Genomic DNA, 14,386 nt, shown 5'->3' with positions numbered 1-14,386 from the left:
AAGGTAAAAAGGTGTTTTACAAGATTACAGATCCATATTCTCCGGCCTGAATCCGCTCACCTAACTCTCTCTTCTCAACAAATAATTGGCCAGTTCTGTAAAAGGTTTTTTCTTTTCGTCCGGAATATCAATTTTTTCAAGGTAGCTCTGCCCTATTTCATTGTGCTTTTCAATAAGCCTCAATGCTTTTTCATCTACTTTTGTCCTTCTGAAAATCTTTTCCACCCCATACACTTTATCAATATTATCGGTTTTTTTAGAATACCAGTAATCCAGCTCTTTTCTTTCTTCCTCTGTTGCATGTTCTTTTGCCATCAGATAAAGAACGGTTTTCTTATTCTCATAGATATCCCCCGCATGCTTCTTCCCGAACTGTGCCTGGTCCCCGAATACATCAAGGTAATCATCCATAATCTGAAAAGCAATCCCGATATGCTTCCCGAAATTAAAGATGGATTTCGCATCCTTAAAATTGGCTTTTGCAATCATGGCCCCGATTTCAAACGAACAGGCGCTCAGGACTCCTGTTTTATAGGTAATCATTCTGATGTAATCATCAAAAGTGACGTTTTCCTGACTCTCAAAATTAATATCATACTGCTGGCCTTCGCATAAAAGCAACCCTGTGTGCGTGAAAATCCTGATACAGGCCTTAAAAATCTCAGGCTCCAGGTCTTCAAAAAATTTATAGGCTTTCAGCATCAGTCCGTCTCCGGAAAGAATCCCTACATTGATCCCGTGCAGGGTATGGATCGTAGGCTTGTTTCTTCTTAAAGGAGCCTCATCCATAATATCATCATGGATCAGCGTGAAGTTATGGAAAAATTCGATGGCCAGGGCAGGTTTGATCGCCTCTTTAAGATCTCCGCCGAATAAATCACAGGCCATGAGAACCATGATCGGACGAAGGCGTTTTCCACCGTGCGAAATAATGTAGTTCATCGGTTCATACAGTTCGGCAGGCTTGTCTTTAAAAGTATATTTGGTAATGGCATCCGCAACAATCTGTTGGTATCGGTCTAAAAATTCCATAAAATCTAATCGTTTAAACAAAAATACGGTTTTTCGGGGGTTGGTAAAACAAAAATCTTCATCAAAGGATGAAGATTTAATTAAAACTTCTTTTGCAGTTCCGGGAAATAATCTTGATAAATATGCGGAATTTATATGGAAAATATTACAGCTCCTGAATCATCACCGCTGTTTCCGCGTAAGGGTCTGCAATGGAAGCGGTGACTATATTCGCATCATTTCTTTTCCCTGTAATCCTGAGCTTAACCGTTTTGGCGGAGGTTCCTGTACTGATGATACACAGTGCAGGGCCTCCTGAAGAATCATTGTTTGTTTCGGTAGACGGTTCACTGTATCCTCTTGAAGCTACAGTACAGACTGAAGAATCATTTGATGCGGAATCTACGATTTCGTACCGTGCCCGGCTTTGGGTACTGTTTGATCCGGACGCTATGGCCTGTCTAATGTATATAACCTGTGAGAAATTATTCCTTTGAAAAAACTTAACAGTCTCTGATTTCAAAAATATGACCGATACGTATCGGATCAGCCAAAAAAAACTTTGCCCACATGAATGAGCAAAGTCAATTATTATATTAGAATGTGTTTTAAGATAAAAAAGTAACCACCAGATAGGTAATTGCAGCAACAATCGCTGAAATAGGAATGGTTAATACCCATGCCCAAAGAAGGCTTACGGTAATCCCCCATCGTACGGCAGAAATCCTTTTTGTTAATCCTACCCCGATGATAGAACCGGTTATGGTATGTGTTGTGGATACAGGGATACCGAAATGGTCTGTAATAAACAAGGTAATGGCTCCTGCAGTTTCTGCGCTTACGCCTTCCAGTGAAGTTACCTTCGTAATTTTCGTCCCCATGGTCTTGATGATCTTCCATCCGCCGCTCATGGTCCCCAGTGCAATGGCTACAAAGGAAACTAGAGGAACCCAGATGTAGTGTTGTGCAAAATGATCAAAACGCCCTGCAGATGGGATTTTAAGATACTCAACATCCTGCAGCATATTTACGTGGTAATAGATAACGGCAGCACCGATAATTCCCATAACTTTCTGGGCATCGTTCAGGCCATGTCCTAAACTGAACAGCGCAGAAGAAGCCAGCTGCATTCTTTTGAAAGATTTATCCGCTTTGTACGGGTTTGACCTCTTATACAGGTGAACAATAATTAATGTGATGATAATCGAGATAATCATCCCTACGATAGGAGCCATGAAAATGAACAGGAAAATAGGAATTACCTTATCAAATTTCACGACACTCTGCTGGGTCACCTGGTTTAAAGCTTCCTTCGAAGTCTCCCAGAATCCCAATCCGGGCTGGGCGGCTGCCACATCATGGTAATCCATCATAAAAGCATGCATTAAGGCCGCCCCTAAAAACCCGCCGATCAACGTGTGCGACGAAGAGGACGGAATCCCGAACCACCAGGTTAAAAGGTTCCAGGCAATGGCTGCAACCAGTCCTGAAAATATAACTTCAAGGGTAATAAAATTCTCGTTGACGGTTTTGGCAATCGTGTTACCGATTTTAAATTCTCCAATGATGTATGCTGCAATAAAGAAAGCCGCAAAGTTCCAGAGCGCTGCCCAAAGTACGGCCTGAAACGGAGTTAATACTTTTGTAGAAACAATAGTTGCAATTGAATTGGCGGCATCATGGAACCCATTGATGTAATCGAAGATCAAAGCCAGCGCAATAATAACTATCAGTAAAATAGGAAATTCCATTTTTTAATTATAATGATTAATTAAGCGTATTTGATCATGATGTTCTCAATCGTGTTGGCCACATCTTCTGCTTTGTCAGTAACCACTTCAAGATAATTAAGTACGGATGAAATTTTGATGATATTAATGGCATCGTTTGTTTCGAACAGTTCCACCATGGAGTTGGAAAGCAGGTCGTCTGCGATGTTTTCAATAGAATTCACTTTGATACAAGCCTCTTTTACCTGTTCCATGTTTCTGAAGCCTTTCAGGTTCTTCATCGCATTCTGGATTTCAAGGCATGCCTTGTGAATCAGCAGGGAAAAATCTGAATATGCCTTCATTTCAGGCGATTTGTACAGGAAAATGTATTTTGTGGAAGCGTAGATGTAATCAGCAATATCATCCAGTCCCGTTGCCAGCGTGTGAATATCTTCTCTGTCAAAAGGCGTAATGAAGTTTTTACCAAGCTCTACAAAGATTTCGTGTGTCAGCTCATCATTTTTGTGCTCATAGTCGCTCATTTTCTTCAACATGGAATCATCATTAAGATCGAAGTCTTTGATTCCGGTGTTAAACTCTTCAGACATTGCAACCAGGTTTTCAGTTACTTTTTCAAAAAGCACAAAGAAGATTTTATCTTTGGGTTGAAAAGCGTGGAAAATATTACCAATTCCCATTTTTAAGTATTTATAATTTTGTGCAAATTTCCTAAAAAAGCATCTTAACAAAAAGCATATAACGTTAAGTTTTGTTAACATTGAACATACCACAGGACCGGGTACAAAAAAACCGGCCTTTAAGCCGGTTTATATTACTGAGAATGAGTTTAGTTAGCCTCTTCAGCCCTCATGTCTTTCCCTCTGAATTTCATGGAAGAAATATTGCTTAAAAGATCTCCTTTGAACGATTTTTCAATTTCAAAGAAAGAGAATTTCTCTAAAATTTCAATATCGCCTATTTCGGCTCTTTTTTTGCTTTTCCCCGTTGAGGTTGCTTTGTTGATGATATCCAGAACATCAAGTTTCTTCAGCTGGTCTTTTTTACCCAGATTAAAGAAAAATCTCACCATGTTTTCATTGCTCTTCTTAGGCTTGCCTCCGCGTTCTCTTCTGTCGCCGCTTCTTTCGGTTCTTTCACCTCTGTCGCGGTCCCGTCCTCTGCCGTCACGGTCTCTTCGGTCTCCTCTTCCTGCTTCATCCCTGCTGTTAAGCTTCTGTTCAATTACATCATGTCTGTCTTTGTAGTACAGTGCAAGGTCTTTCAGCTGGAACTGAAGAAGTTTATGGGCAAGTTCTTCTTTGGTAAAGGCTGATAAATCAGGGATTAAAGAATCATCAAATTCAAAGAAATCTTCGTGTATTTCAAAAAGGCTTTCAAAAACACCGCCTACCTGGGCTTTAATAATCTCGTCTCCTGTAGGGATTCTTCCTTCGGCAATTTCAATTTTAGTCACCGCCTTGATCTGCTTCAGTTTTCTGCTTTCTTCAGGCTTAATCAAAGAAATAGAAATACCGTCTTTTCCTGCCCTTCCTGTTCTTCCGCTTCTGTGAACGAATACTTCAGGATCATCAGGTAAAGAATAATGCACAACATGCGTCAGTGAATCTACATCCAGTCCTCTCGCTGCAACGTCTGTTGCTACAAGGATATCAATATTTTTCAGTCTGAATTTCTTCATTACCGTATCCCTCTGCGCCTGGGAAAGATCACCGTGAAGCGCATCTGCCGCATAGCCGTTCTGCATCAGGAAATCAGCAACTTCCTGCGTCTCCATCCTGGTTCTGCAGAAAATAATTGAATACTGGTTGGGGTTGGCATCGATAAGACGCTTTAACGCTTCTTTTTTCTGGCGGTACCCTGCCACATAGTATTCATGCTTGATGTTCTTCTTAACCTCGTTAATGGAACCTACAGAAATCCTGTGTGGTTGTGTCAGGTAATTTTTAGAAATTCTTTCCACTTCCTTACTCATCGTTGCAGAGAATAAGAACGTCTGCTTCGTTTCAGGAGTTTCACTTAAAATAGTTTCCAGTTCGTCTTTGAACCCCATGGAAAGCATTTCGTCGGCTTCATCCAAAACCAGCCAGTGAATGGCGGAAAAGTCAAGTGCTTTTCTGTTGATAAGGTCAATTACCCTTCCCGGAGTCCCCACAATAATCTGCGGCTTGTCCTTCAGTGACCTCATCTGATCCATAATACTGCTTCCACCGTAGACTGCTGTAGTCTTGATGTCTTTCATGTATTTGGAATAGTTTTTAATGTCTTTCGTAATCTGAAGACATAATTCCCGTGTCGGACAAAGCACCAAAAATTGGATTTTGCGACTCGTATCGTCAATCATATCCAAAATCGGAAGCGAAAACGCTGCTGTTTTGCCTGTCCCTGTCTGCGCAAGTGCGATCAAATCGCGAATATCTGAAAGAATGAAAGGGATAGTCTGTTTTTGGATTTCTGTCGGGCTTTCATAACCCAGTTCGCCAATGGCCTTAAGAATGTCAGGACTTAAATTGGACTCCGTAAATAAATTCATTAAATATTTTAAAATTTTTGCAAAGATACAACTATTATTTGAATTATGTTTTAACTTTGGTTACAGATATAATAATTTAACGTTCAAATACCATTATTCTTTTATAATTTTTACATTAAAACTCTGTTTTTTTTACTATTTATCTAATTAATATTCTTTCCTATCTTCATTTCACTGCCCTTAGAAACCTGTTTCCATAACTGCAACAGCCACTTTTATCATCCGTTTTAAGTATATTTGACCTAAAAATATCTTATGCCGGCTTCAATTTCCCCGCACGTTTTTGATTTTCTTGAAAAAATTACGGTCCATAACAACCGCGAATGGTTTGCTGACAACAAATACCTTTATACAGAAGCCCGGGAAAACATCATTGTATTCCTGGAAGACCTGATCGTTTCCATGTCTGAATTTGATCCGGAATTGGCAAAGATCGATGCCAAGAAATCGCTGTTCAGGATTTACCGTGATACCCGGTTCTCAAAAGATAAAGTCCCGTATAAAACCAATTTCGGTGCTTCCCTGGGAATGGGCAAAGGCAGCCGGAAAGGCGGATATTACCTTCACCTGGAACCCGGAAAATCTTTTATTGCCGGAGGAATCTATATGCCTGAATCCTCTGACTTAAAAACATTAAGGAAAGAAATTTCCCTGTACGGGCAGGAATTCCTTAAAGTTTTAAACCATAAGGATTTCAAGAAATATTTTCCGAAACTTGACCAGGATGACAAGCTGAAAAAGATTCCCCAGGGCTTTGAAAAAGAAGACCCGATGGCAGAATACCTGAAACTGAAAAGCTTTATTGTCGTACATTATCTGAAAGACGGGGAACTGATGGATAAAGACGCTGTAAAAAAATTAACGGGAATTTATGCAATTATGAAACCGCTGAATGATTTCCTTAACGCCCCGCTCATCCCGTAACCGCTTTATATCGGTTATATTTTGTAACCATCCGAATAAAATATAAAACACTGATAATCAAAATTTTAAATAGCCGATATTTTAACAGTAATTTAACATTTTTGCGTATATTTGCCACCTGTCAAAAGTGTAACAATGTCCCTGTATCAAAGAATTGCCGAAAAACTGCAGTATATCAGTCCGAGTTTTTATAAGAAAAGATTTTTTAAAAGCCTGACCCATCTCAATAAAGAAAATTTTTCTGAAAGAAACGTAGAGCCGGAACTGGTATGGATTAAGGAATTTTTACCTAAGAATGCCGTAATTCTTGACATCGGCGCAAACGTGGGAACTTTTCTGTATCAGTTGGAAAACAGGCTGGACCATGAGCATATTTATGCTTTTGAGCCGAATAAAAAGCTGTACAGACGTCTGAAAAGACTGTTCCCGGCCATGAGGATCCTTCCTCTTGCGCTGTCTGACGAAAATACCACTGCCGAATTTAAAGTTCCTGTGATCAACGGTAAAACGGTGGCATCCAGAGGAACCCTGAACGTTGACTACAGGGAAAAAGGCGAAGAGAAAAGCTATACCGAGCAGGTAAAGGTGATTAAGCTGGATGACTGGGCTGCCATTGAGCATTTCCAACGCCTGGATTTTATCAAGATAGACGTAGAAGGCAATGAAATGAAAACCCTTCTGGGTGCTAAGGAAATCATCCGGCAGTTCTCCCCCACTTTAATGGTGGAAATGGAACAGAGGCATCACGATACACCGATCTGGAAAGAAATCGCCGAAGTTGAATCCTGGAATTATAATGCCCATTACCTGAACCGCCATACTTTTGAACTTGAAAAACTGACGGAATCCGTTCTGCTGAAAAACACCGGCGACGAAAAAAACAAGACAGAATATATCAACAACATCATTTTCATTCCTAAAAGTCAGTAAAAGCATGAGTGTAGTAGCAAGGCAGGGATTCAAATATTCCATCATCGGCTATGTAGGGTTCTTGTTGGGTACCGTCTCTGCGATTTTTATCTTCCCCAATGATTTTGAGTTTTACGGAAAACTGCGGTACAGCATGCAGACGGCAGAAATGCTTGTCCCTTTTGTGGTCTTCGGGATCTCTTACGCAAACGTAAAGTTTTTCCACAGCGTACAGAAGGACGGCAGGAACCAGAATATGCTCTCGCTGTCACTGCTAGCTGTTTTCATTAATTTCCTGCTTTTCTGCGGTGCATTTTTCATCCTCCCTTATTTGTATCCGAAGTTCCTGCAAACCCAGGCCTGGACGATTAAAGGGATTATCCTGCCGTTGATTCTTGTTTTGTCTCTGTGTGCGGTATTCAATAAATACATCTCCAATTACAAACGCATTGTGGTTTCCAATATTTTTGATAACCTTTTTCCTAAAATAGCCAACCTCGGCGCATTTTGCCTTTTCTTTTATTTTGCACTGTCACAAAATATTGCGCTGGCTTTTTTCTTTGGGATTTTTGCACTGATGCTGTCCGGGTATATTTATTACATCAATAAATTAGATAAAGTCAGCCTTGATTTCAGCACCGGCTATTTTAAGAAAGATAATTTCTGGAAAGAATTTCTGAACTACAGTTTCTTCGGGTTCCTGGGGACGTTCGGAAACTATTTGGCCATCAACAGCTTTATGATCGGCGAGTTTATGGGAATGGAAGAGAATGGCATTTATTCTGTTCTGTATGCTCTGATTTCCCTGATTTCCATCCCCCAGCTGGGGCTGTTTAGCATTTCAGCACCGATCATCAGTAAAAACCTGGCGGACGGAGATATGGAAGGCCTGGACCGGTTCCATAAGAAAACGTCCTTAACCTTATATTTTTTAGGTGCGGTTTTATTCTCTTGTATCATGGTCGGATTTCCTTTTCTGACCCAGTTTATGCCTAAGAACGGGGTCCTGCTGAGGGAATATGAACCGGTGATCTGGATCTGGGGCTCGGCAGTGCTTGTAGACCTGGCAACCGGGTTCAACGGCAATATCATTTCACTTTCAAAACACTACCGCTTCAATATTTTGGTAATGCTTTTACTGGCCGGGCTGACCGTAGGGCTTAATCTTTATTTCATTAAAAATACCGACCTGCAGCTTATCGGCATTGCCTTATCCACCGCGATCTCTTTAACCACTTATAATGTGGTGAAAGTAGTCTTCAATTATTTCGTATTTAAGGTTTCCCCACTGACGATTGAGATGATTTTCGTTTCCATTATCTGCACGCTGGCCATTACGGTAGCCATTGTTCTGCCGAACTTCAGTAACAATTTCATCAACCTGCTTTATAAACCTGCTGTTGTTTTGCTGTTGATTTTTATCGGGAATTATTTCACCAAGATTTTTCCGCTTGAGGAATATTTGAATAAAAACTTTATTAAAAGTATTTTCAAATTCAAATAGCGGTCAGGTCAGGTTCTGCAGGACTTTCTCAATTTGTTCCTGAACGGCTGCTTTAGCATACTTTTCCTGAAAAGGAAACGAAGTATTTTTCAGCGCTTTAAACTGTTCCGGAATATTTTCATCTTCGGGAATGATGAAATCTGATGCAGACGGATAATTCACAGGAAAAATCGCAGGTTTACCGTATTTTATGGCATCTCCGGAATTCCCGGTCATTTTTGTCTCCCCGTAGATTTCTTTCCGGCTGAAGAATTCGGTTTCCTGCTGAATCGGGCACCACAATACGTCTGCCCGCTGCATCCATTGTTCAAAAACATCCTGCGACACCCTTTCTGAAAACCAGGTGATGCTGATATTTTGAGGCAGATCTGACGATAATTTTTTCAGCTGCTCCAGTTCTCTACCTTTTGCCTTGCCGAGGAACACAAAGTTAAAAGGCTCATCCGTTCTTAAATTCTTAATGGTTTTAAAAACATGGCTGTAATCCCTTCTTTTATGCGATACCCCGCCCGGAATGACAATAACCGATTCCCTTTTCGGACGGTTCTCCCATTTCCCGGTATAAAAAACAGGCAGGAATCTTAACCGGCCGGAAGACAGGCTTTCGTCAAGCACCAACAGGTGCTTTGCCTGTTTATACACCTCCGGAGCAGCGGAAAGCCCTTCTTTCCAGAAAAGCTTGATCCTGTACAGGATATCTTCTTTCCATATGCTTTTGAGCAAATCCAGCGGTGAACTGTTCATAAAATTAATGTTATGGACAATGACTGCCGAATTGTACTTCTTTACAATTTCCTGAAATGTACTGAAATAACGGTGGACCGTTCCGATGATGACAAGGTCGTATTTCTTTTGTCTAAGCTGGTCCAGGATCATTGAACTGTCAGACAAAAAGATTTCCTGACCATCCTCTTTAACCTGGCCTTTAATTTTTTCCGAAAGATAATATTCTACATGGAATTTTTTGGAACCCTGCATGATAGCCATGAAATCATGAGTCACTTCAGCGTGGTTATCCAGTTCTATGTAGGCTATTTTTTTCAAATTTTACTGATTTTCAATATGGTAGTGACCAAAGATTTGTTGAGCAATTTTCCCTTATCAGATCCGTTAATAATTTACATTTTCAGCCATTTTTTCTTCAGCATATTCCAGCGCTGGCGGTTGACTGTCTTTTGTTCGTCCCTGGAAATTTTTAATTCCAGCCGCTGAGAGCGGCAATGTTCATAAGCCCTGATGATCAAAAAAAAGAATGAGGCAGACCTGCTTTTTGCAGCTTCTTTGAAAGATGCGATGTAGGCTAAAAACCTGTTTAGTCCCAGAAAATAAAAATACTTTCCGTAATATTCCGCCGGTCTTATGGTGTAGTCGGCACCTTTTACTTTAATCAGTTTTACATGAAGCTCAGGCAGTACTGCTTCTCTCCAGCCCAGGTTCTGCAGTAAAATAGAATCGATATTATCCCAGCCCAGGGTTTCGCGGAGCCCGTCCATCTGGATATAGCTTTCTCTCCGGTATGCTTTTAACGGTCCGCGGACATGGTGTCTGTTGGAATTTCCTTCATATACCCAGTTTCCGTTTTTTTCAACATATAAAAGTCCGCCTGCCAAACCATATTCGGGATTGTTTTTGAAGGCTTCTGATATGGTATTGAGATAATTTTCAGGGAGAATGATATCCGCATCGAATTTGCAGATGATGTCAAATTGGCTGATATCATGAGTTTTCAGTCCGTTCTTAAAAGCACTGACCACTTTTGATCCCGGCTGGTGTTCTGATTTCTGAAGATCAACGGTCTCAAAACGAGAATCCCGGTCTGTGTATTTTTTAATCACATCAGCAGTTTTATCCGTAGAACCGTCGTTAACAGCCACTACTTTAAAATCCCTGTGCGTCTGACGCTGTAAGGAATCCAGTGTCAGTGAGAGATGCGCTTCTTCATTATGCGCAGGGATGATGATCAGAAATCTCAAAGCAGATAAATAATTGATGGTTTATGAATAATGGGTAACAAATAATGAATGAATAATATTCAGAGGGTTGAGTTTATCAGTCACTACTTGTTATTTGGTTTATTTTATTTGTCGTGCGGTTTCAGCATGTTCCGGGGATCAAGGATCTCGTCCAGCTTTTCCTGAGACAGGATTCCTTTTTCCAATACCAGATCGTAAACGCTTTTACCGGTTTCCAAAGATTCTTTGGCAATTTCCGTGGAATGTTTATAACCGATATAAGGGTTGAGCGCCGTTACGATGCCGATGCTGTGCTTTACCATGTTCAGGCAGACTTCCCGGTTTGCGGTAATTCCGGTAATGCATTTTTCCCGCAGCGTATCCAAAGCATTGCAGAGGAAATGAATGTTCTCCATAATGGCATGGGAAAGCACCGGCTCCATGACATTAAGCTGCAGCTGTCCTGCTTCCGCAGCAAAAGTAACGGTAAGATCGTTCCCGAATATTTTAAAGCATACCTGATTCACTACTTCAGGGATAACCGGATTCACTTTTCCCGGCATGATGGACGATCCCGGCTGCATCGGCGGCAGGTTGATTTCAAACAGCCCGGCTCTGGGCCCTGAAGAAAGCAGCCTCAGATCATTGCAGATCTTCGATAATTTCACGGCAAGGCGCTTCATGGCTGAAGAGTAGATAACGTAAGAACCCGTATCAGGCGTTGCTTCTACCAGGTTGGGCGCAGAAACAACCGGAAAACCGGTAATCTGGGCTAAATTTTTAGCACAAAGAACGGCATACCCTACCGGAGCATTGATTCCGGTCCCGATTGCCGTGGCTCCCATATTCACTTCCACAAAAAGATCAGCATTACTGTTAAGCTTAGAAATATCTTCTTCAAGGGTAGCTGCAAATGCCTCAAATTCCTGTCCCAATGTCATCGGAACAGCATCCTGAAGCTGCGTCCTGCCCATTTTGATCACATCCTGAAACTCCTGTCCTTTTGCCCTGAATGCCTCAACGATTTTTTCCAGTTTTTCAACCAGCGTTGCATTCATCTGCAGCAGTCCCATTTTTATGGCTGTAGGATACGCATCATTGGTAGACTGTGAAAGGTTGACATGGTCATTAGGCGAGCAGAATTCGTACTGCCCTTTATTCTTCCCTAATTTCTCCAAAACCCTGTTGGCAATTACTTCATTGGCGTTCATGTTAATAGAGGTTCCGGCCCCGCCCTGAATCATATCTACCGGGAACTGCTCGTGAAGCTCGCCCCTGATTAATTCATCACAGGTTTCAGCAATGTTATAGTACAGGCTCTCATCCAGGAGACCCAGCTCATAGTTGGTTTTGGCAGCTGCTTTTTTAACGTAGGCCAATCCTCTGATGAACTGAGGGTAAGATGATAAAAGCTGTCCTGATATTTTAAAATTATTGATCGCTCTCTGGGTCTGTACTCCATAGTAGGCATTGACCGGAACTTCCAGCACGCCTAACAGATCACTTTCTTTTCTGAAATTTTCCATAATTTATTTATAAGTAATACATCCATCTAACAATCTGCCAATTTAATAATAAACCGTATAGTTTCCGCAGATTATTATCCTGCAGGACAAATTACCTTTTATTTTACCGGGTATTTTTGTATTAAAGCCTGCAATATTGAAAATGTTTCGGCATCCATTATCCCGTCATAGTTTTGCGGGCGGAAATGGTACTGGAATGCTTCAATGGTTTTCTTAGTCGCATCATCCCATTTACCGCTCAGGTCCAAAGCATACCCGAATTTCTGCAGCTGGGTCTGAACATTGAAGATAAATGCAGGATCAATATACTGGACCTGGAAATCCGTAGAGGTTGCCAGATCATAATAGCCCTGTTTAATGGATTCATCATACCACATGCCGATCTGGTATTCATCATACAGCATTTTCCATGGGAACAATGGGCCAGGATCCTGTTTCCTGGTCGGGGCAATATCTGAATGTGCCAGGATATTGGTGGCCGGGATCTGATACCTTGAGGCAATATCTTTTACCAGTGCAGCCACTTTTTTTACCTGGGCTTCATCAAAAGGCACGAAAACCCTTTTTCCTGCAGCATCAGCGGTATAGCCCGTATTTACAATTTCGATTCCTATAGACGTGTCATTAAGGTTCTTATCATTCCTCCAGGCACTCACTCCTGCATGATAGGCGCGTTTGTTTTCATCCACCATCTGATAGATCTCGTTGTCTCCGGTATTGTTTACCAGGTAATGTGCACTTACTGCCTGCTGTGAAAGAACGGTGATTGATTTATCGTCCGGCAGTGCCGTGTAATGCAGAATCAGGTACCGCTGCCTGAAATTCTGTGCGATGGCAGGGAAATAGGTTTTTACCACTTTATAACCGGCAGGTTTTGCAGAAACAATGGAACCGTAACTGGCAGTATTGTCATTTTTTGTAATGTCCGCGATATTGGTGGTGAAAAATTCAACTCCATGTTCAGTTGTAACTTTTGACTTGGGTTTTTCTCCAGACGTCTTTACTGCTGTTTTAGGCTGTATGGAAGGCGTTCTTGGGATGTATTGTTTTTTCCGTGCGTTCTGCTGGGAACCACATGAAAAAAGCAAAGTACTTAATCCGATGATATATAATGTCTTACGCATTTGTTTACTTTTTTAGTCGTTTATCAGCTCAAAAATACGCAAATTTTTCTTGAAAATTATTTGGTAAATAAAGAAATCTATTCTATATTTGCACTCGCAATAACGGAACAACGATCATTAAAATCAAAGATAAAAGGAGGGTTGCCAGAGTGGTTAATGGAGCAGTTTGCTAAACTGTCGACGCGAAAGTGTCGCAAGGGTTCGAATCCCTTACCCTCCGCATTCTTTTTCTAAAACAATATATTCGGGGCGTAGCGTAGTCCGGTCATCGCGCCTGGTTTGGGACCAGGAGGTCGCAGGTTCGAATCCTGCCGCCCCGACTTTTTTAACGCGCTTATTGATTACTAAGCGAGAATCAAAATCTTTTAATGGGTGCGTAGCTCAGCTGGATAGAGCATCTGCCTTCTAAGCAGACGGTCAAAGGTTCGAATCCTTTCGCGCTCACTGTATAAAAACTCACAAGAAATTGTGAGTTTTTTTGTTTGCGGATATTCTTATTTTTCATATATAAATTAAATCACAAATTTGAAATCTTAATTCTTGCCGGAAGCTCAACCGGACAGAGCATCCCGATTGTCATCGGGACGATCAAAGATTCGAATTAGATTTCATTAACACCTCTACAATTGTATTAAAATAACTATCCGTAGTATCACGTTAAACTAAAATTTATTTTTATTTTAAGATTAAGTTAATCTATTGGTTTTTAATATTGTAAATCTATTCAAAATACAATTGTTAAAATTTGTTGAAAATTTATTTTCATTATTCAGAAAACTGCCTTATATTTGCACCCACAAAAAACAAGGTAATTCTTGTTGAAAGATGGCCTAATCGGGGCGTAGCGTAGTCCGGTCATCGCGCCTGGTTTGGGACCAGGAGGTCGCAGGTTCGAATCCTGCCGCCCCGACTGTTTTAATAGTTTTCTCAAAATTATGTAATGGGTGCGTAGCTCAGCTGGATAGAGCATCTGCCTTCTAAGCAGACGGTCAAAGGTTCGAATCCTTTCGCGCTCACTGTATAAAAACTCACAAGAAATTGTGAGTTTTTTGTTTATAGATATTCTTTCTATGCGCTTCTGTTATATTTTACATTCTGAACTTTCAGACCGGTATTACGGATCAGTTTCAAAATCTGGGGTTGCTAAGCAAAAAGTTTAAACAACCTGAACAG

Annotated in this window: 12 protein-coding genes and 5 tRNA genes; 8 read left to right on the top strand and 9 right to left on the bottom strand. The window is 41.0% G+C overall.

Annotated elements, in window-relative coordinates:
* Positions 1-60: 60 nt before the first annotated feature.
* The 5 genes from SD427_RS05035 to SD427_RS05015 form a co-directional block, all read right to left on the bottom strand.
* Positions 61-1,032, bottom strand: a complete 972-nt coding sequence (locus SD427_RS05035; RefSeq protein ID WP_320560189.1) for a polyprenyl synthetase family protein — start codon at positions 1,030-1,032, stop codon at positions 61-63.
* 145 nt (positions 1,033-1,177) lie between these two features.
* Positions 1,178-1,534: a hypothetical protein gene (locus tag SD427_RS05030; RefSeq protein WP_320560188.1), complete on the bottom strand. Its 357-nt coding sequence runs from the start codon at positions 1,532-1,534 to the stop codon at positions 1,178-1,180.
* 85 nt (positions 1,535-1,619) lie between these two features.
* A complete protein-coding gene (locus SD427_RS05025) occupies positions 1,620-2,762 on the bottom strand; it encodes an inorganic phosphate transporter (protein ID WP_320560187.1) in 1,143 nt (380 codons plus the stop codon).
* Between the two features lie 20 nt (positions 2,763-2,782).
* Entirely contained in the window at positions 2,783-3,421 is a 639-nt protein-coding gene (locus tag SD427_RS05020) for a DUF47 domain-containing protein (protein ID WP_320560186.1), read from the bottom strand.
* A 149-nt stretch (positions 3,422-3,570) separates the two neighbouring features.
* Entirely contained in the window at positions 3,571-5,274 is a 1,704-nt protein-coding gene (locus SD427_RS05015) for a DEAD/DEAH box helicase (protein ID WP_320560185.1), read from the bottom strand.
* A gap of 255 nt (positions 5,275-5,529) precedes the next feature.
* On the opposite strand from SD427_RS05015, the gene SD427_RS05010 reads away from it, so the two are divergent.
* From SD427_RS05010 to SD427_RS05000, 3 genes are all read left to right on the top strand, one after another.
* Complete coding sequence (locus tag SD427_RS05010) at positions 5,530-6,198, top strand: DUF2461 domain-containing protein (RefSeq protein ID WP_320560184.1); 669 nt, start codon at positions 5,530-5,532, stop codon at positions 6,196-6,198.
* Between the two features lie 135 nt (positions 6,199-6,333).
* Positions 6,334-7,128 carry an FkbM family methyltransferase gene (locus SD427_RS05005; protein WP_320560183.1) on the top strand — a complete coding sequence of 265 codons (795 nt, stop codon included), beginning with the start codon at positions 6,334-6,336 and terminating at the stop codon, positions 7,126-7,128.
* Positions 7,129-7,132: 4 nt separating this feature from the next.
* Positions 7,133-8,611 carry a polysaccharide biosynthesis protein gene (locus tag SD427_RS05000; RefSeq protein ID WP_320560182.1) on the top strand — a complete coding sequence of 493 codons (1,479 nt, stop codon included), beginning with the start codon at positions 7,133-7,135 and terminating at the stop codon, positions 8,609-8,611.
* Between the two features lie 3 nt (positions 8,612-8,614).
* On the opposite strand, the gene SD427_RS04995 is transcribed toward SD427_RS05000, so the two are convergent.
* The 4 genes from SD427_RS04995 to SD427_RS04980 form a co-directional block, all read right to left on the bottom strand.
* Entirely contained in the window at positions 8,615-9,655 is a 1,041-nt protein-coding gene (locus tag SD427_RS04995; protein WP_320560181.1) for a hypothetical protein, read from the bottom strand.
* Positions 9,656-9,729: 74 nt separating this feature from the next.
* A complete protein-coding gene (locus SD427_RS04990; RefSeq protein ID WP_320560180.1) occupies positions 9,730-10,584 on the bottom strand; it encodes a glycosyltransferase family 2 protein in 855 nt (284 codons plus the stop codon).
* A 104-nt stretch (positions 10,585-10,688) separates the two neighbouring features.
* Positions 10,689-12,089, bottom strand: coding sequence for an aspartate ammonia-lyase (gene aspA, locus SD427_RS04985; RefSeq protein ID WP_320560179.1), 1,401 nt, complete (start codon positions 12,087-12,089; stop codon positions 10,689-10,691).
* A 98-nt stretch (positions 12,090-12,187) separates the two neighbouring features.
* Entirely contained in the window at positions 12,188-13,213 is a 1,026-nt protein-coding gene (locus tag SD427_RS04980) for an N-acetylmuramoyl-L-alanine amidase (protein WP_320560178.1), read from the bottom strand.
* A 135-nt stretch (positions 13,214-13,348) separates the two neighbouring features.
* Between SD427_RS04980 and SD427_RS04975 the strand changes: the two genes are divergently transcribed.
* The 5 genes from SD427_RS04975 (at position 13,349) to SD427_RS04955 (ending at position 14,229) form a co-directional block, all read left to right on the top strand.
* Positions 13,349-13,433: transfer RNA gene (locus SD427_RS04975), tRNA-Ser, on the top strand.
* 25 nt (positions 13,434-13,458) lie between these two features.
* Positions 13,459-13,533: transfer RNA gene (locus SD427_RS04970), tRNA-Pro, on the top strand.
* Positions 13,534-13,583: 50 nt separating this feature from the next.
* A tRNA-Arg gene (locus SD427_RS04965) sits at positions 13,584-13,657 on the top strand.
* 391 nt (positions 13,658-14,048) lie between these two features.
* Positions 14,049-14,123, top strand: a tRNA-Pro gene (locus tag SD427_RS04960).
* Between the two features lie 32 nt (positions 14,124-14,155).
* Positions 14,156-14,229, top strand: a tRNA-Arg gene (locus tag SD427_RS04955).
* Positions 14,230-14,386: the final 157 nt, after the last annotated feature.

Source organism: Chryseobacterium sp. JJR-5R (assembly GCF_034047335.1).
In the GTDB taxonomy this organism is placed as follows: Bacteria; Bacteroidota; Bacteroidia; order Flavobacteriales; family Weeksellaceae; genus Chryseobacterium.
This window is presented reverse-complemented; position numbering and strand designations above follow the sequence as displayed.